This window comes from Tenacibaculum profundicola (assembly GCF_057220795.1).
Map to the genome: position 1 here is coordinate 1,100,974 of NZ_CM170137.1, position 19,194 is coordinate 1,120,167.

Genomic DNA, 19,194 nt, shown 5'->3' on the forward strand with positions numbered 1-19,194 from the left:
GGTAAATTAGTAATTTCATGGTAGTAAAAAACTTATGTATGAATAAACTAATTATTACTCTCTGTACATTTTTATTTTTGACAGTTGTTTCCTGTCAAAAAGAAAATGGATTACATAATTTAAAAACGAAACAAATGTCATTCAGTGAGTTTTTTAAAATAGTTACATCAATGAATTTAAAAACTTCAAATGAAAACTTTATTTACATTGATTATGAATTCGACAGCGGTAAAAACACTGTTAAATATATTAGTTCAATTGAAAAAGAACCGGACTTTTTCATTTTACATCAAAAAGAAAATATCGCAAAAAGGCTGATCGACAATACATATGAAGTTTATTGTGATAATCGCGGTATTGGATTTAACAGTTGGATAAAAACATGTGATGAGAAGTTTTCTTGTGGTAACATGTTGCATAGTTGTATTAATGTAGAAAACAACGCACTAATTTATAATTTAAAAATGGCTTACGCCCCACAAACAAAAAGTTTCTATCTTATTCAGGAACAACAACAATAATAATAACCCTTAATTTTTTGGACAAATTCCAAAAATGCCCCTTTCTTTTATTTAACTATAACTAAAAGAAACTATGGAGTACATACCCCAATAAACCAAAGAGAACAGCTGAATATTTAAGTATATCTAGGTTCTGTTAACACAATTTCTTCCTTTTATCTCTCTTAATAAATGAATTATTGCCATCTGTTATGGCAATGGCTCAAAGGTATCGCATCGGTATTTGTATACATACTTTATAAAAGTGGTAAGCTAAATACTGAAAGGAAACTTGGCACTGTAGGATATACTATTTTTCCTATGTCATGGTCTGTCGTCAATTATTTTTGATTCGGCGAGTTACATATAAAAACATATCGATTAAAATCAACTCTTATGATACTTAACTAAGATTTTCTCATGTAGAAGATGGTCCCCCCACTTTCTATAAAACAGAAACACATAACGAAAAGTGCCCCCACTACTTAAGCAACCTAAGTAAAAACAACCTTAATAGAGGTACACAAAAAATACAATACATAGAAATTCAAATACCAAACGCTTATGCGACTCCCCCATCTATTAATCGCAGTGTTATTATTAGCCAGCTGTTCAAGCCCTAATGATAATATTGAATTTAAAAATCCTATTGTTGGAAAATGGAAGCTTCACCAAATTACCAAAAACGGAGCTAACATTATTGAACAATGTATGGAAAAAAATGTTTTCATTGCCAATGAAGACGGAACTATATTTATTGAAACACATAGAGCAATCAATCCGAATAGCAACTGTATTCTTATAACCAACACAGCAAATTGGACATTTATAGAAAATAGTACCTATGAAATCATTTATGATAATGGCTCTGAAAATGCCATAATAAATGAGAATAATTTTATCATTACACGTTCTTACATGGAAACAACCAAAAGTGGTGTAGAAATCATGATAGAATCAGAAACTGTATACAAAAAAGAAGAGTAAAGAATATTGATAGTAGTATTTCATTAATAACTGATCAACAGGTTACACTTCATTATTTAACCATTAAAAAACAAAAACAAGGTAGTTAACAAATTACCCACATTTTCAAAAACTCATCTTACACATTAATTATAAGGTAATTAAATCACACTATTAAAGGTATAGATCATCCTTTCAAAGCAATTTTAAAAGAGACTCTATACCTTTACTTTTGTAATATAGCCTTATTTAAAACTATAAAAACATTTAACATAGATGGCACCCTCTTTTCAGGGATACTTCTAAATGTCTTCCTATATCACCCGTGAAACATATGAATCTTATTCTTTGAAATCATAATATTCTTGATTTGACTATTGAATTGTAAAAGCTCGAAACCCTAGGAATAACTCCTATGATCTTTTCTTTTAAAAAAGCACCATTTTTATATCCCGAAAAGATGCCATAATAATTCCATGAAATAAAGCTTTGTTTCAATTAACCATCAAAAGTCTTATCTGGTTACTTTGGTAGTTTTAATTTCCCTTTGTAGTATGGCCCACCAATTAATCGCACCACATAGTGCGTAAAATAGTTCTTAAATTTCTTTTTCGGAGCTAGTGCATTTCTCCATCTTAACCTTTCTTCATCGGCGAACTTCCTTGCTTTATACGTATTACCGTTAAAAAATGCTATTTGTTCTGCTTTGTTAATCCATAAAGCATCATGAATTAGGTCTCCTATAAATGCTTTATCAATAGGCTTAAAAAATGACCATGCCCAGCTGGGCACTGATGACAAATCTGTTTTAAAACCTTTAGGTATTTTTAACTCAAATCCATTTGAAAGGCTTACTACCATAACTTTTGTGGTTTCAAAAATTCGTTCTCTTCTTTCATTTGGTAAATATGCTAAAGGTATATTAACAGGATTTTCTAAATATTTTATCCTAATAACTTCCATTTTACAATAGTAATTCATTACACTTCAACAGATACTTTTCTATTTTATCTATTCCTATTAGAAGATAATATTTTTTTTGCAATATCTTTATGCTTTTCAAATACATTTTTTCAGTGAACCTGATAAATCCTAAACATTATCATTCTTCCCAAACACTACTAAAAATTCACTTTCACTTTTTAAATCCAAAATTGATTATTGTTTTATTTACATTGTATTCTACATCACTTCTACATTTTACCTAAAGAGCATTTCTTATCTAAAGTCAATGAATCACTAATTATTAGCTTCTAGATTTGCCCATTGATAACTTAATAGTATAACAATGAAAGCAGTATTTTATAATAGGTATGGTGGTCCAGAAGTTTTAAAAATTAAAGAAATTGACTTAACCCCTATAGGGGATAATGATATTTTAATTAAAAATTATGCCTCTAGCGTAACTAAAGCAGATACTTTTATTCGAAAAGGAGAACCTAAACTTGGTAGACTTTTCTTAGGGTTACGTGCACCCAAAAAGAATATTATCGGAACTGGATTTTCAGGTATAATAACCCAAATTGGAAAAAATGTGTTAGGTTTTAATGTTGGAGATAGCGTTTACGGAGAAACCACTCTTAATTTTGGAGCAAACTCCGAGTATGTCTGTGTTAATGCTGAAAAAGATATAATTCAGTTTCTTCCAGAACGAATTAGTTATAAGGAAGCAGCTCCTATATGCGATGGCGTCTTAACCTCATTCAACTTTTTAATTGATCTTGGCAAATTAAAAGCTGGTCAACATGTTTTAATAAATGGCGCTTCGGGTTCATTGGGCACAGCAGCAGTTCAAATTGCAAAAAGCGTAGGTGCTAAAGTAACCGCTGTTTGTAGCTCACAGAATATTCAGCTTGTTAAAAGTTTAGGAGCGGACTACGTTATAGATTATACAAAAAATGATTTTACTGAGTATCAGAACGCCTTTGACATCATTTATGACTCGATAGGTAGCAGTTCTTACTATAAATCGAAAAACTCTTTAAAAAGAAAAGGGATTTACCTTTCTCCCGTTTTGAATTTTTCATTACTATTTACGATGATAGCAACGAGTTTATTTGGATGTAAAAAAGCTATATTTCAGGCAACGGGATTACGAAAAACGGATGATTTACGTACGTTTTTAGATCAAATAACTATCTTACTAAATAAAGGGCAATTAAAAATAGTTCTAGATAAAACATATACGATTGATCAGGTTTCGGAAGCACATCAATATATTGATTCAGGACGAAAAAAAGGGAATATTGTTCTCCTTTTTGAGTAATCTTTGAATGAAATACCATTTATCACTTGAAATACCAAATGGTATTATACATGCTTCCTTTTTGTATACACTCGATTTTTAATTCGACTGAACGATTCTGGGGTAACCCCTATATAGCTCGCAATTTGATGTTGTTGTACTCGGTTTAATAAACTTGGTTGTTCTTCAAGTAATTTAATAAAGCGTTCTTCGGGAGTGGTGGTCATAAAAAAGGATAATCGATCTTGTAGCTTCCCTGTATTTTTTTCTACTTCTTGTCGTATTACAGATTCTAACCGAGGAATTTTTCTGCATATTTCCTGTTCTAAAGACTCATTACTTACCGTTAGTGTTGAATCTTCACAACAAATGAGGTAATGTTTAGAAGCTGTTCCCATAGTATAACTCGTAAAAGAAGTAATTGGTTGTCCTTCGGTAAAAAAATTAGTGGTTTTTTCTATTCCGTCCTTGATATAATATTCACGAACACATCCTTTTATTACTGAATAGCAATCTCTTGAAACCATCCCTTCTTTTAGCAAAATGGTTCCTTTTTCAAACTCCCGTACTTGAGTATGTTCAGCAATTATATCAATTTCCTCTTTTCTGAGAATTTTAAAGCTTTCTAAGAAGTCAATTAGTTCTTTCATCACTTTCTTTATTTTTTCTAATGTACTACAATAGGCATATACATGTCAACTTCTTTTTTATTCAAATACAACTCAGATAGACTTACTAGCTTCTTTACTTTGAGGTATACTTGATTAAACTTTTTTCAGTACGTTTTTCCCCGTAATTGCCATGGTGGATAATATTCCAGAGAACAATGCCCCTCCTACCCCAGCTGTTACGATATCTTGCCCTGTTAAATAAAAGTTTTTAATTGGAGTTTTGGGCTTTAAAAAAGATTGCCTGTAACGAGATGGACTATGATCTAATCCATAAATCTCTCCTTTTTCGTAATTCACAAAATGTTGTGTTGTAAGGGGAGAGGATAATTCGTAACAGTTTATTTTTCCTTTTACCTGTGGTAATTGTTTATATACTTCTTTCAATAAACGTTGTGCTATTTCTTCTTTTTTAGCTTCATATGCTTCGCCTCTTTTTTTCCATGGTGTCCCTTCCCATTTTTCAAATGTTTCGTATGGAATTAGTGTAATAACATCAATAGTACTTTTACCAGGATAACGATTGGACCAGTCTGGATCTTTTGCAGACGGAAAAGAAAGGTACACTAATGGAAAGGGCTGAGATAGGTCTTCTAAATAGTTTTTAACACAGGTATCATGGTCGCCATCTTTAGGGTACACCCAATAATTCGTTTTTGGAATTCCCAGCTCTTCCGGAGAGCCATCTAAACCTATATATAAACTGACATGAGCTACAGATCGCTTTACTTTTTGCAATTGTTTGTTTAATCGGTGTTTCTCAACTGTTTTTATTGGTAATAATTTGTTGTAAGTTGTCATTACTCCTGCATTGCTCACAATGTTTTCCGCACTCAGTACTTTTCCATCTTTCATACGAACACCTACAGCTGTATTTCTTTCAATAATTACTTCTTCTACCTCTGCACTTACCATAATGGTTCCGCCAGAAGCATTAATTACTGGGGCTACTTTTTTTACAATTTGAGAAGATCCCCCGATAGGAAAACTACCGCCATCAAAATAATGCCGTGCTACTGAAGCATGCATGGAAAAGCTACTTTGCTTTGGAGGTAAACCATAATCGCCATATTGAGCTGTAAGTACCTTTATGAGTGTTTCATTTTTCGTTAGCGAACGAAGAACTTCATAGGTTGTTTTATCCGAATATTTGTAAAATGGACGTTTAAGCACCTTCCCGAACAAAGTATTCCATAATGGTGAAATGGCTTTACTTATATAGTAGTTTTTACTTGTTTTTACCGCCTTAAACACTAAATCTACATAAGCGAGAATCGCCTCTTTTTCCTCGGGAAAATAAGTTATCATTTGTTTTTTAAAGTTCGTAACCCCTTTTTTAAAATCAAAATGCTCATCGCCTATAACAATTCGATCATAAACCTCTCCCATATCTGCCCATTTTAGTTCTCCATCAGTGATATAATCAAAGAGTTTTTTTAAGATACTTTTCTCTCGCTGCATTTCTCCTACATAGTGTATTCCTACATCCCATTCGTAACCTTTACGCTTAAAAACATGGGTAAAACCACCAGGTGCATAGTGCTTTTCTAAAACTAGCACTTTTTGACCTTCTTTGGCCAAAATAGCAGCCGTAGCAAGACCTCCCATTCCTGAACCTATAATAATAGTATCATATTTTTCCTGTAGTAATGGCTTCTTTTTATACGATTGAATCATGTTGTAGTTTTCTATGGTGCTACAAAATAATTATATATGGTTAGTAGCATTTTTACGATCTCAATGTAGTGAAAAAAAACGAATAGGAAAGTATCTTATGCGTTCATTGAACAACTTCAATACCGATTGATTTTAATGAATGTTCAATACCTTAATTTATGAAACCATCATATGGTTGCCATCGCACCCTCTCTTGTTTCGCAAACTTTGCAAGTAAACCTCAACCTTGTTTTTTTATAATGATTTGCTATACAAAATATCTTTTTTGTCATTTAAACATTAGTCTTCTATTTCTACGATCATATAAACCGATGCTGCAATATTTTTTGGTACACTAACACCAACAGCTGTTCGAGTATGCTTTCCCTTTTCTCCAAAAACTTTCACTATAAAATCTGAGGCACCGTTCATTGCTTCAGCTTGTTCTGTGTTTTCCGATGTAGAATTAACTAACCCATGAATAGCTACAATACTGCTTATTTTATCAAGTGAACAAATTGATTTAACGGCAGCTAAACATCCAATTACACATAGTTTTGTAGCATTTTTACTTTGGTCTAATGTAATGTCTTTTCCAAGCTTCCCTTTTTGAATAATTCCATGATGAACAGGGATTTGTCCTGCCGTATAAATTAGGTTTCCTGTTCGCTTTGCTGGAACGTAATTTGCAACTGGTTTAGGAACTTCAGGTAATTCAATACCCAATTCAACTAGTTTCGATTCTATTTTACTCATAATTTCCCTTATTTTTTCGTAAACGGTACAATCATTGGCACTTCTTTTTGATACTTTTCATACTTCTCGCCTAAAGTTCGGCGAAGATCCTTTTCTTCTAGGTGCTTTACTGCTATGAGAATATATAGAGTCGTCACTACGGAATATAATAAATGCCCAACGGTCATGGTTGGAGTTGCCCAAAAGGCAATGATAAACCCAAGCATAATAGCATGCCTTACAATTTTATAAAAATAGTTGGTTTGGAATTTAGGGATAGGTGTATGTTTATTTTTAAGATTATCAAAGATTTGAGTCAAGCCAAAAAGTTCAAAATGACTTATCATAAACGTTGATAAGAGTACAATTAACCACCCAAAAAAGAACAATCCTTTTAACGCAATACTTACAAGTTCATTTTCAGCTTTCCACACAATCGTGTTTATGGGTTGCCATTGCCAAAAAATCAAAATTAGCACCAAATTTGTTAAAAGAACATACGTACTTCTTTCCATTGCCGGGCTAATGATTCTTGTAATCCTTTTTTTAAAGGTAGGTCGAGCCATTATACTATGTTGTAAAGCAAATACACTTAACAAAACTATATTGATTATTATGGATGATAATAAGGATGTTTCCGTACCAGAATCTATTGATTTTGGCACCATAATATTCCCAACAAAACCTATGGAATATAAAAATGTAATTAGAAAAATGACATAGGCAACAATTCCGTAAATGAAAATAATTGATTTTTTCATCATTTTTGTTTTTAGTTATTATTTTTAAAATTCGTGTTCAAAGTAATTGGAATGCCTCTTTTTATCGTTTGATAAATAATACAGCTCTGTTTTACTCCCTTTATTAAGGTATTCAAACGTTTTTCATCGGTGTTTTTAGTAATAATTAAGGCATCAATATGCATGGATTGAAACTCTACAGGAATGGATTTATCAATCATTAATGTTCCTCGTACATCTACTTGAGCAGTTGCTTTTATATTCGTTTCAAAGAGTTCTATTTTCAGTTTATTGGAAATCATCCGAATGGTACTCTCAAAACAAGATGCTAAAGAAGCACACAATAAATCACCTGGATTTGGAAAATCATGATCACCACCAACAGCTTCATGAACGCCCACTCTAAACGGAACTTTCATTGTATCGTTTATCAAAACAGAGGTTCTAAATGGATCCTTAAGATTTATGCCAATTACCTGAGAAGAATCAGTAATCCAAGCTGATTCAGGGCTATCTTCGTACTTTTTGTGAAGAATTAAATGTCTTTGAGATACTACAGAACCATGTTTTTTAGACTTTAGATTCCTTATTGGATGTTCCTGACTTTCCATATTACTAATTTTTACAGTTAGTTAATAATGCAAAGAACAGCCTTAAAATGTTTTTAAGGATTTCTTAAAAGTTCAAATAATGTTCTCTAAAGGTCAATTCATCTAATAATATTATTTATCAACCATAATTGTTTATGTAAATGCCGATCTATAGATGAAAAAAGCATGACTACAAGGAATCATTGAGTAATTTTACCGAAGAATCGGTATTATTTTTTTTTTGGGATGTTCTAAATTTATTGGGAGTTATTCCAAATTTCTTTTTAAACACGCGAATAAAGTGTGAATTGTTTTTAAAACCACACTCATACCCTATCTGACTCACAGTTAAGCCAGTACCTAGAAGTAAGGTTTTCGAATATTCTAATCTTTTATTTATTAACCATCTGTTTGGTGTTGTATTAAAGTTCTCTCCAAATTCTCTTTTAAATGTAGATAAACTCTTACCACAGAGTTTAGCATAGTCACCTATTTTTAAATCGTATTGAAAATTCGATGACATTATATGTTCAATATTGGTTTTAGTTTTTTGAGATATTGAATTGAAAAACAATAATAACTCGCTATTTTTTGAATTCAATACGATATTGAAGAGTAATTCTTTAAACTTAATCTCTACTAGTTCTCTCGGGATTTTAGCACCTTGTTTCAAGTAATGAAATACACTTTCTATCAGAGCTTTAAAAGCATCATCGGTATAAATATCGAAAACTTGATCATATACTTCTTTCTGATCTAGTTCCCTTTTATAAAATGGGTTCTCTGCAATAAATCTTTTGATGAATGTATCATTGATAAAAAACAACATCACACAATAATCGTTTTCTAAATATTGCTTTGTTGTATATACACCCTTTCTAACAAAAAGGGTATCTCCTGCGCTAAGACTATATGTTTTTTTAGATGTAATCCAGTCTTTTTTACCACTAATTACATGCGTAATTAAATGGTTCTCTACCCACAGTTGATATTCTTCAATATTGAGAGGGCACTTGTATTCTACAAATAAAAAATCATCCCCAACTAGTTTGTTGAATTTTGAATGGTTTTTAAAATATTCGTATGCATTAATCACTTTTTTCTCTTGAATTTTAAGTTCTGTTAAACGGAAGTCTTATAAGAGCCCAAGTTCAATTAAAAGTTATCATATCACTTCATTTCTTTATGAAGCCTTAGGCATCTATACTTTTTAGTTTTTAAAACAGCATCTAACCACCTCTAAACAAACTACTCACATCAAATATACTAAAAAACCTGAGTTCGGTTTATCTTACACTCACAGTAAATTTTGATTTTCATAGGCTAGGCATAATTTTGAAGAGCTATTTATGCCATTTGAATTTACCGTAATAAAACGTCCTTTTTATCTTTCTATTTCAATATAAAAAGAAATCAACCTTCAAAACAAGCGATCTATCTTACCGTTTTACGTGTCTTGTGCAAAGGTTGTCTTTATTTCAAACGGTATTTATGTTAATCAAGGGCTACTTAGTTAAAGAACCATCCGTTTCTTATTCTTTTTATTTTTTCAGAAACATTGGAATCAACTGCTAAAACTGATTCAATCACTTTAGGAGGTGAAGCATTTCCTATCATTTCCAATTCTTCGCTTCCTCTCTTGACAATCAAAGTAACTTTTGTTCCTTTTGTCCATGAAAAAGAATCCCTGATAATCTCTCTAAAGTTCTTCATGTCAAATGGTTTACCATTGACAGACACAATAACATCACCTTTATGAATACCCATTTCTTTAAGCCAAGTACTTAGAGGAAGAGGTCCACCAACGAAAAAGCCTTTTTGAGGGGTATAACCAAAGTGTGCTAACTGTCCATCATTAGAATGTAAAAAGTATGATGTATTCACTTCTTTTTGTTCCAAAGTAACACCTACTTTAGTGAATAGTGCTTTATACGAAATAGGTGAGGTTCCTTGAACATGAGCTCTAAAAAAAGCACCAATACTAGGAGCCGTTAACGCAGTGATTTCTTCTATAAATGTATCGTCCTTAAATGGACGGTTTGCTCCATATTTTTCCGATAATTTTTTAATTAAATCCAGAATTCCATGCTTACCATCACTCAATTCTCTAAGTTGTATATCTAAAGCCATTGCAATGAGAGCACCTTTATTATATACATTCATATATTGGTCTTTATAGTCATCTGTTAAAATATATTCACTCATCTCTGTAAAAGAAATAGTATCTGAATACATTTTTGCTTGATTGATCTTACTCATCATTCGATCTAAAAATTCATTTTCAGTAATCAGTTTTTGATTTACTTGAAATATATTAGTAAAATACTCTGTTAACCCTTCATATAACCATAAATGTTTTGACATTTTTTTAGGAGCATTGTATTCAAAGTCATGAATATATTCTGAGTGTAATTGAAGTGGTGTTACTATATGAAAGAACTCGTGAGAAATTAGGTTTCTAAGTATTTCTGTTAAGGTTTCTTGTTCATAATCATCGTTAAAAACACCAATCATAGAAGTATGATGTTCCAGAGCACCTGCTCCTTGAAAGGTTGAAGAAGGTAAACCAAAGAGTAAAACTGTATAATTACTAGTTGTTTTGAAATCTCCTAGATATTGTTTTTGCGCCTTCATTGTTTTTTGTAGCATCGTTGCTAGTTGCGCAGGGTCAACTTTTTTAGACTTGCTATAAAAAGCCAATTTAATATCCATATTATCTACTTTAAACTGGATACTACTATCTCTTTGAATGAGTATAGGATTGTCTACTACAGAAAAATATTTATCTGCATGGTAATAAGATATTTTCGTATCACCTTCTTCGATCGTTTTCACTTCGTTTAAAGATGTTGTAGCAAACAGCTTACTAGGATATACTATTTTTATATGGTACGGAAGAGCTGTATACTGATCTAGGTAACCTACTACGCTGTGCATATTTAAATAAAAATTATCTCCTTTTTCAAAGTTTGTTCCTACCGTGGTCAACATACCATCCAGTCGTTTATTTTCATTCTCTCTGTCGAAAACATCATTTACCCAATACGTAATTTTATGCAACTCATCCATATCAGGGATGTGCCAAGAATTATCATCTTTCCTATCAACTACCAACACATCCCCTTCTTGATCAAAAGCCTTGAAGTCCGTCACATATTGACCATAATCATAATCCGAATACGTACCAGGAATCGTTTCTGGTATATAAAAAGTTCTTGTATTGGGTATTAAACCATGTAGTTCTATGACTACTTTTATCTTATCGTCAACTACCTCAACTAAATCTATTGATACGTCTATTGAAGGAGTAGCTCCTTTTTTAAATTTTGAGACACTACAAGCACTCAAAAGACACCCCATCAAGAGTAAAATTATGTTTGAAGATACGTTTAATACTCTGTGTTTTTTCATTTGTCTATACTTTACTGTTATCTCTTAAAAACTTTGGATAAACACCTATTTTCATGGCATTTACTTATCCTTGTATTTTCTTAATTCTCGATCCTAAAAAGACCTTGGTACGCTCTGATATTTAAAATGAATAGATTCTTTTTAAATCTTTTTTTTCTGCAAACTTAAATGAAGGAATGGTGTCCTTTGTTTTATTTCTTAGATCGATCACCCTAGTACTGAATACAACCCCATCGATTAACTTTTCCTTACTAAAATCGATATAACTCCCATCAATCATATACTTCTGAACATCTGATTTAACATCTGAAATAGGTAAATACGCAGCAATTAGATTTTCAAAAGTTTCTAAAGAGATGTTCTTATCATCAGGAAAATCAGACTCTTTTCTTTTTTTATTATAGGCAATCATTAAATCTCTAATGTTCTTGTTTCCATCCGTGGCTAACCTAATTTTATTATCTAAATAAAAAGCAAAAACAAATCCTTTGGAATAATTAATCCACATGGTGCTATTAAGATTTTCCTTTATAAATTCGTTACTCCGATGCACTGGAGGTCGCTGTTTTGCCCCTCCGTAATAATCTTTGAGTTGCCTATTAAAAAAACGCTCAAAACCTTCTAGATCGACGAAGTCAGAATTAGCAGCTACGTAGAGCGTAATGTATTCATCGAATCCTTCATTAAACCATATATGTTGCCCATTACCTTCTAAAGAAGTAAGCCATCTATGAATAGACTCATGTATCACCGTCATTGACTCTTCAGTACTAATTTTTCCAATATACGTTCCAACGAACCCATTGGTTAATGCTTCAGCGCCTATTCTACCTTTTGTAGGGTTTTCTTTCAGAATTGCTGTACTATGGTTTGTATAAATAAAATAATACGGGAAATCATAGTCGTTGAAAAACCGCATTGTTTGCGGTATTCCATTCTGAACAGCTTTTTTGATCATTCTATGATTATCTACATCTCTCTTTCCTGTACTTAATATATAATGGGGTATATTCTTAACCTCAAAGGAATCTATTTCCAAGTCTTCACTGAGAAGATATAACGAATAATAAATTTCAGACAGGGTTACTTTCTTATCTTTTGTTAAATCAAACTTCTTAAAATTAGCAGGAAGCCCTGACCAAGAAACGGTATGTTCCAAAGCCGAAATATCTTCATTCAAAGGTGATAATAAGAAATGTCGTCCAAGTAATTGCAAGTGCCCTTCCTTTACATTTGGCTCTTCATGTGCTGAAAGAGCTTGATAAAAACTAACTTCTTCTTCATCATTTGCGTTTTTTCCATTAATCGTATAATTGATTTCAATGACCTCAAGTTCATCTTTGTTTTGAAGAAAATAGCTATTCCCTTCTTTCGTGATTACCACATCTTCAACTGTCTCAAAACTGGTAATTGGATTGAAATCCATTTTGAATGGGCTCGGGATATAATCGAACTGAATCTTTTTTTTACCCAGAGTTGGTAGTTTTAAATTAACATTAACTTCAGAAGACTTTCCCTCCCAGGTTAAAGTATACTTTATAGTTTTTATAGAGTCTGGTTTGTTTTTCGTAGCACAGCCCAAAATTAAAAGGAAACAGGCTACAATTGAAAGTATTTTATTCATTTATTTATTTATTTAGTTGGTATAAAACATAATAGTTCATATAGCCTTTCATTTTAATAAAGTTCATCTTTTGTTGTAAATAGATTTGAAGTTTTTAACATCAACACCCCGTAAGATGAAAACTTATTACTTTACAGCTGTTTTTCAGTTAAAAATTAAGAAACCACAGTAATCAATGACTAATCACTCAATATCCTTACCTATTTAGATACGTTTATTGAGTTTTTTATTTTATACCTTTTAGCTAGTTAATATGCTATGAGTCCTAAATGAATTTACAAATGACAAACAACGGAGTAATACATAGAATTGTTTATATTTCTATTAAAGCTTACTCCTTTTAAAAATTAAATTACTGTAAATCAATAACATACATCAAAACCGTTGTCTATAATCGACTGTCATCATATATATATTACTGAAAATCATAGTTCTAGTAGTGAAGCAAATATACTGAAATTTTATATTTTACAAAAAACTACGTTTTATAAATTCTTTTACTCACATCAACTTACTGACTGTATTGACATTAGCAAGAGATCATTAAGATTAGAATTCCAATTGAAGTGAGTAGGTATCTTTTTAAATGTTTGCCTACATGCTATACAGTAGCCAGATTTCATGGATTTTATTGTGGGGCTTTTTTTCCTTCTACATCCATTATTTTCTGCTGGAATTCAATAATTAATTGTTTCGCAGCTGGCTCATTACTGAATTTTAATTCTTCTATAATTCGCTTCATAGTTTCAGGTGAATCATGTTCTTTAGGTTCTGGCTGAAAACTTTCCTCAGGAGCTAATGAATAAAACAATACATCGGACCATTCATTTCTTACGCCATCTATTACCAAGTGAACTCGGTCTGACATGCCTGAATTTTTAACTGAATGAATATAATTTACATTGGTATACCAGCATTCTCCGGGTAGCATGGTTAACTCATTTCCATCCAATACAAATTGAACATCTGCATTGGTCAAAATAGGTATGTGTAACCGGAAATTTCCATCCTCATAACCTAATTCATGGTCTCTATGTGGTTTAATTTCAGCATCAACACCAAGACGCAAAAGACGAGCCCCCAGTATTGAGCACTTAAAAGCCCCTATAACTTCTTTAAAATAGTAACATTCTTTGAGTATTGCTGTTTCAGAAACTGAATTGACTCCTGAAAATGCAAAAATATTAGACTCATCACCATCATCAGCATACAATGAAATAGCTTTCCAATCTCCAGTATAACCAGCAGTGTTAAAATGTGGAACCCATTCTCTGTTGAGAATTAAGGATAAATCATGAATTAATTTTTCTTTGTTAAACTGAAAAGGTAGCTTCAGATATTTTGTTACTTTTTGCATGATCAATCTTACTCTTTTTTAATGAAACACCATTGGAGTCTATATCCAAACTTCGTTTTAGATAAATGATAGCTTATTACAAACTCCTTTAACCCGAATTATGCCATAGAAAATCTATTATACCGATTCTTAGGTAAAATTACGCAATAATTTCCTTCCAGTCATACTTGCGTTTTATACCGATTCGAATTTGAAATTACCTCTTAATTTCGCTTCACTCATTAAAAGGTTTCAAATAAGCATCAGTACGATACCACGAAACTAATAGAGAAAAGTCAGTATTAAAATACTATTACCTATAGATCGGGATTTACCATAACAATTATGTTTGGTAAATTACCATCGTAAACAGCATTACAAGATAAAACCACTGTAAAACCAACCACTTCGTTGTACTTGTACATTTAACCATAGCGGTGCTATGCTAAAAATTGAGAAAGCGCTTGTTTTTTATGGCGCTTACCTCTGTCATAACAAAGTTCTATTGCATAATTCGGGTTTGAGTTCAAATATAGTAAAAACAAGATTTATTTACCTAGGTTTTAACGACCCTACTACTTAGTTAAGTTTGTAAACCTACACAAGTACCTGAACCAACAAAACAGTAAATTCAAAATCGACCATAAACACCTCTTAAATAGAAACTTATTCCATTATCCTTTGAAAGTAATGTTGAATATTTTCTGTTTTTCAGTAGCCAAATTTATCAAATGAATCAGGAATAAATATGGTTGTCGTTTATTATTTCAATTGGGATTTATCCATTTTTCATACAACATTTATCAGTTTTGCATTGACAGTAAGTCAGATTGTACAGATGCAATCCCACGAGAGTAAACGCTATAAGATATGTAGCCGTTTCTGGAAAGGAGAGCCATTTTAGCCTTTCGTTTACTATTAAAAAAAACAGAAAAACCCAACTTAACCAAAATGCCGGTTTCATGATTCTACGTGAGGTAGTTTGAGTTGTTCGGTATACAGAAATAAATGAAATCACTAGGAACAAATAATCTATGTTTCGCCACCAAAATGGGGTTGATTCACAACCACCGACTGAGCAACTTTGAGCTATAAAAAGTAACGGTGTGGCAAGACAATGTATTACGCATAGTGTACTTGCAATAACACCGATAGTATCTGGTTTATATAAAAGTAATTTCATTATTCATTCTAGTTAACGCAACTCGGTTGCAAATATAAATATTATATTTGTTATTGCAACCTAGTTGTAATAAATTTGTAGGATGGGAATTATAAGGAAAACACAATCAGTAGAGGTATTACTAAACGAATTTCAAAAAGATTCAAGCGCAATTTCTACGATCGAATTAATTAAACGTCTTGGTTCTTATTTCAATAAAACCACTATTTATCGTGTTTTAGATAAACTTGAAGATGATGGTATTTTACATTCTTTTCTTGGAATAAACGGGATTAAATGGTATGCAAAATGTAATGGGTGCTCAAAGTCAAAACACACTGATGTACACCCTCATTTTCAATGCCTAAATTGCGGAAAAGTCGATTGTTTAGATGTCAATATTAACATTCCTAAAATCCCTAATCGTGAAGTAATCGCTTCTCATGTTCTCATTCAAGGAACCTGTAACACCTGTTTGGGTTAATCACTTTTAACTATCATATACGACCAGCAATACAGAAGTAATCTGGTAAAAGATAAACCATTTATTTTAAACAACATACACCTACATAATAATGCACGGTGTCATTCATATCTATCGAACAACGCAAAAACGCATTTAAAACCATCACCACCTAATCTCCCTTCAGAGACCCCTCAAAAGGAATTCTATTAATAATACTCCTTCCTAAGGTCACTTCATCCGTAAATTGAAGCTCATCTCCTACGGAGATCCCCCGAGCAATGGTAGATGTTACGATATTGTATTTTTCAACCTGTTTATATATATAAAAATTTGTAGTATCACCTTCCATTGTTGAGCTTAATGCAAATATCAATTCTTTAACCTCCCCTTTTTGTACCTTATCAATTAATGATTCTATTTGCAAATTTTGAGGTCCCACCCCTTCAATTGGTGATATTTTCCCCCCTAGCACATGGTATACTCCTTTATACTGCGCTGTGTTCTCGATGGCCATTACGTCTCTTATATCTTCCACAACACAGATCACTCCAGCGTTTCTATTGGGGTTTGCACAAATATCACACAAAACCGTATCTGAAATATTATGACACTTTCTGCATGATTTCACTTCATTCCGCAACAAGCTTAAAGCTTCAGTTAGGTATTTTGTATTCTCTGCTGGTTGCTTTAACAAATGTAAAACTAAACGAAGCGCTGTACGCTTACCAATACCCGGTAAACGGCTTACCTCATTCACCGCATTTTCAAGAAATTTTGAAGAAAAACTCATGCTACAAAATTACAACTTTTGATTTTTAGTTACCCCAATTCATCACTAGGAAAAACATTTTATTTATAAACATTACATTTAGAGAACATAACCTGTACTCCTCCTCTTTTTATTATGGTCGTTTCTTTAAAATAATTACCTTTGGCTTGTCAAAAAATAAAAACCAACAATTCATAATGAATTCAGAAATAAGAAGTCTAGAACCCCAAGTTGTTTGGAGTCATTTCGCTGATTTAAATGCAGTTCCACGTCCATCTAAAAAAGAAGAAAGAGTTATACAGTTCATGGTTGATTTTGGTAACAACCTAAATCTAGAAACCATGGTTGATAGCGTAGGCAACGTGATTATACGTAAGCCAGCCACGAAAGGTATGGAAAACAGAAAAACTGTTGTCATGCAAAGTCATTTAGACATGGTTCATCAAAAAAATGCAGATACTACTTTTGATTTCGAAACAGAAGGGATTAAAATGTTTATTGATGGAGACTGGGTCAAAGCGCAAGGAACTACCTTAGGAGCAGATAATGGTCTAGGTGTTGCTGCAATTATGGCTGTTTTATCATCAACAAACATTGCTCACCCAGCCATAGAAGCCTTATTTACAATTGATGAAGAAACAGGCATGACTGGTGCCATGGGCCTAGAAGGAGGCATCTTAAAAGGTGATATTTTATTAAACCTAGACACCGAGGAAGATGATGAAATAGGTATGGGTTGTGCAGGAGGTGTGGATATCACTGCAACAAGAACTTACACGGAGGAGGCTTCCCCTGAAAATGTAACCGCTTTTGAAATCTCTGTAACAGGTTTAAACGGAGGGCATTCAGGAATGGATATTCATAAAGGTTTGGGCAACGCAAATAAAATCATGAATCGTTTATTATTTGACGCGTTTACAAATTATGGTTTGCGTATTTCCGAAATCAATGGTGGTAGTTTACGAAACGCTATTCCTCGAGAGAGTTTTGCTACTGTGGTAATTGATAGTGTTTCAAAAAAACCGTTTTTATTTGAGTTCAACGAACTTATTAGCAATATCAAATCAGAGTTCAGCAGTCTTGAAAAAAATCTTTCCATTGAGCTTAAAGAAGTTCCTACTCCTGAAAGAGTTATGGATTTAGGTGTTCAAGAAGGATTTATAAAAGCTGTATATGCCGCTTTAAATGGTGTTTACAGAATGAGCCCCGATATTGAAAACTTAGTAGAAACGTCAAACAATGTAGCGCGAATTATTATAAAAGAAGGTAGTATAAAAATTGGTTGTTTAACACGTTCTTCTTCTGAGACCAATAAATGGGACGTAGCAAATTCATTACGCTCTGCTTTCGAATTAGCTGGTTTTGATGTTGAGTTCTCTGGATCATATCCAGGTTGGTTACCCAATATTAATTCTGAAATACTGAATCTAGTAACTAATTTGTACGAAAAGCTACATAATGAAAAGCCACATGTAGCAGCCTGTCATGCTGGTTTAGAATGTGGTATATTAGGACAAAACTACCCTAACATGGATATGGTTTCTTTCGGCCCTAATATCAGAGGAGCTCACTCACCTGATGAACGTGCACAAATCACATCAACACAAAAGTTCTGGAAATTTTTGATAGAAATTTTAAAAAATATCCCAACGAAAAATTAAGCAATGTAATATAAATGATTGTCAAAACCACAACTTTAAAGTTGTGGTTTTTTTGATTACATTTACTAAATGAATTTTTTAGCTCATTTATATCTTTCTAAGGATAATAAAAATGTAATGATAGGAAATTTTATTGCCGATCACATTAAAGGGAATAAATTCTCACATTATACAAAAAGTATCCGAGATGGTATTCTTTTTCATCGTGAAATAGATACGTTTACCGATGCTCATGAAGTTGTAAGAAAAAGCAAACGTAGACTTCACGAACGTTATAGACACTACGATGGTGTAATTATTGACATATTTTACGACCATTTCTTAGCTATTAATTGGAAAGAATATTCAGAAACTCCTTTGAATGTATATGTAAGCTCTGTGTATAACCTTTTGCAACAAAATTTCGAAATTCTTCCTGAAAAAACTCGAGAAATGCTGCCCTTCATGATAAAACATAACTGGTTGTACAATTACCAATATGCTCAAGGAATTCAAGAGGTGTTAAACGGAATGAATCATAGAACCAAAGGAAAATCTAAAATGAATTTAGCTTCTGAAGACTTGTTAATTCATTACGATCAATTTCAAGAAGACTTCACCACATTCTTTAAAGATCTTGAAAGTTTTTCAAACCAATCAATTGAACGAATCCAAAATAATTAAAA

At 32.3% G+C, this 19,194-nt stretch carries 18 protein-coding genes; 6 read left to right on the top strand and 12 right to left on the bottom strand.

The window, feature by feature from the left end; genetic code table 11:
• Nucleotides 1-38 precede the first annotated feature (38 nt).
• Nucleotides 39-521, top strand: coding sequence for a hypothetical protein (locus AC2TDS_RS04600; RefSeq protein ID WP_484737948.1), 483 nt, complete (start codon nucleotides 39-41; stop codon nucleotides 519-521).
• A 543-nt stretch (nucleotides 522-1,064) separates the two neighbouring features.
• On the top strand, nucleotides 1,065-1,487 hold the full coding sequence (locus AC2TDS_RS04605; protein WP_484737949.1) for a hypothetical protein: 423 nt from the start codon (nucleotides 1,065-1,067) through the stop codon (nucleotides 1,485-1,487).
• 501 nt (nucleotides 1,488-1,988) lie between these two features.
• Here AC2TDS_RS04605 and AC2TDS_RS04610 read toward each other — a convergent pair.
• A complete protein-coding gene (locus AC2TDS_RS04610) occupies nucleotides 1,989-2,429 on the bottom strand; it encodes a DUF1353 domain-containing protein (protein WP_484737950.1) in 441 nt (146 codons plus the stop codon).
• A gap of 325 nt (nucleotides 2,430-2,754) precedes the next feature.
• Between AC2TDS_RS04610 and AC2TDS_RS04615 the strand changes: the two genes are divergently transcribed.
• Nucleotides 2,755-3,732, top strand: coding sequence for an NAD(P)-dependent alcohol dehydrogenase (locus AC2TDS_RS04615; protein ID WP_484737951.1), 978 nt, complete (start codon nucleotides 2,755-2,757; stop codon nucleotides 3,730-3,732).
• A 44-nt stretch (nucleotides 3,733-3,776) separates the two neighbouring features.
• Here AC2TDS_RS04615 and AC2TDS_RS04620 read toward each other — a convergent pair whose 3' ends face one another.
• The 10 genes from AC2TDS_RS04620 to AC2TDS_RS04665 form a co-directional block, all read right to left on the bottom strand.
• Nucleotides 3,777-4,361 (bottom strand): Crp/Fnr family transcriptional regulator, encoded by a 585-nt coding sequence (locus AC2TDS_RS04620; protein ID WP_484737952.1) that lies wholly within the window; start codon nucleotides 4,359-4,361, stop codon nucleotides 3,777-3,779.
• Nucleotides 4,362-4,475: 114 nt separating this feature from the next.
• The gene (locus AC2TDS_RS04625) at nucleotides 4,476-6,056 is read right to left on the bottom strand and encodes a phytoene desaturase family protein (RefSeq protein WP_484737953.1); all 1,581 of its coding nucleotides are present in this window, start codon (nucleotides 6,054-6,056) and stop codon (nucleotides 4,476-4,478) included.
• A 279-nt stretch (nucleotides 6,057-6,335) separates the two neighbouring features.
• Entirely contained in the window at nucleotides 6,336-6,791 is a 456-nt protein-coding gene (locus AC2TDS_RS04630; RefSeq protein ID WP_484737954.1) for a RidA family protein, read from the bottom strand.
• A gap of 8 nt (nucleotides 6,792-6,799) precedes the next feature.
• A complete protein-coding gene (gene mddA, locus AC2TDS_RS04635; RefSeq protein ID WP_484737955.1) occupies nucleotides 6,800-7,531 on the bottom strand; it encodes a methanethiol S-methyltransferase in 732 nt (243 codons plus the stop codon).
• Nucleotides 7,532-7,542: 11 nt separating this feature from the next.
• A complete protein-coding gene (locus AC2TDS_RS04640) occupies nucleotides 7,543-8,121 on the bottom strand; it encodes an OsmC family protein (RefSeq protein WP_484737956.1) in 579 nt (192 codons plus the stop codon).
• A 169-nt stretch (nucleotides 8,122-8,290) separates the two neighbouring features.
• Nucleotides 8,291-9,196: a helix-turn-helix domain-containing protein gene (locus tag AC2TDS_RS04645; RefSeq protein ID WP_484737957.1), complete on the bottom strand. Its 906-nt coding sequence runs from the start codon at nucleotides 9,194-9,196 to the stop codon at nucleotides 8,291-8,293.
• 413 nt (nucleotides 9,197-9,609) lie between these two features.
• The gene (locus tag AC2TDS_RS04650; RefSeq protein WP_484737958.1) at nucleotides 9,610-11,511 is read right to left on the bottom strand and encodes a M61 family metallopeptidase; all 1,902 of its coding nucleotides are present in this window, start codon (nucleotides 11,509-11,511) and stop codon (nucleotides 9,610-9,612) included.
• Nucleotides 11,512-11,632: 121 nt separating this feature from the next.
• The gene (locus tag AC2TDS_RS04655; protein ID WP_484737959.1) at nucleotides 11,633-13,135 is read right to left on the bottom strand and encodes a M61 metallopeptidase family protein; all 1,503 of its coding nucleotides are present in this window, start codon (nucleotides 13,133-13,135) and stop codon (nucleotides 11,633-11,635) included.
• Nucleotides 13,136-13,763: 628 nt separating this feature from the next.
• A complete protein-coding gene (locus AC2TDS_RS04660; RefSeq protein ID WP_484737960.1) occupies nucleotides 13,764-14,492 on the bottom strand; it encodes an aspartyl/asparaginyl beta-hydroxylase domain-containing protein in 729 nt (242 codons plus the stop codon).
• A gap of 757 nt (nucleotides 14,493-15,249) precedes the next feature.
• On the bottom strand, nucleotides 15,250-15,654 hold the full coding sequence (locus AC2TDS_RS04665) for a MerC domain-containing protein (RefSeq protein WP_484737961.1): 405 nt from the start codon (nucleotides 15,652-15,654) through the stop codon (nucleotides 15,250-15,252).
• An 82-nt stretch (nucleotides 15,655-15,736) separates the two neighbouring features.
• On the opposite strand from AC2TDS_RS04665, the gene AC2TDS_RS04670 reads away from it, so the two are divergent.
• On the top strand, nucleotides 15,737-16,117 hold the full coding sequence (locus tag AC2TDS_RS04670; protein ID WP_484737962.1) for a Fur family transcriptional regulator: 381 nt from the start codon (nucleotides 15,737-15,739) through the stop codon (nucleotides 16,115-16,117).
• A 151-nt stretch (nucleotides 16,118-16,268) separates the two neighbouring features.
• On the opposite strand, the gene recR is transcribed toward AC2TDS_RS04670, so the two are convergent.
• On the bottom strand, nucleotides 16,269-16,889 hold the full coding sequence (gene recR, locus AC2TDS_RS04675) for a recombination mediator RecR (RefSeq protein WP_484737963.1): 621 nt from the start codon (nucleotides 16,887-16,889) through the stop codon (nucleotides 16,269-16,271).
• Nucleotides 16,890-17,065: 176 nt separating this feature from the next.
• On the opposite strand from recR, the gene AC2TDS_RS04680 reads away from it, so the two are divergent.
• Together AC2TDS_RS04680 and AC2TDS_RS04685 are read left to right on the top strand one after the other, a co-directional pair.
• Nucleotides 17,066-18,529 carry an aminoacyl-histidine dipeptidase gene (locus AC2TDS_RS04680; protein WP_484737964.1) on the top strand — a complete coding sequence of 488 codons (1,464 nt, stop codon included), beginning with the start codon at nucleotides 17,066-17,068 and terminating at the stop codon, nucleotides 18,527-18,529.
• A 69-nt stretch (nucleotides 18,530-18,598) separates the two neighbouring features.
• Nucleotides 18,599-19,192, top strand: coding sequence for an acyl carrier protein phosphodiesterase (locus AC2TDS_RS04685; protein WP_484737965.1), 594 nt, complete (start codon nucleotides 18,599-18,601; stop codon nucleotides 19,190-19,192).
• The last annotated feature ends 2 nt before the right edge of the window (nucleotides 19,193-19,194 follow it).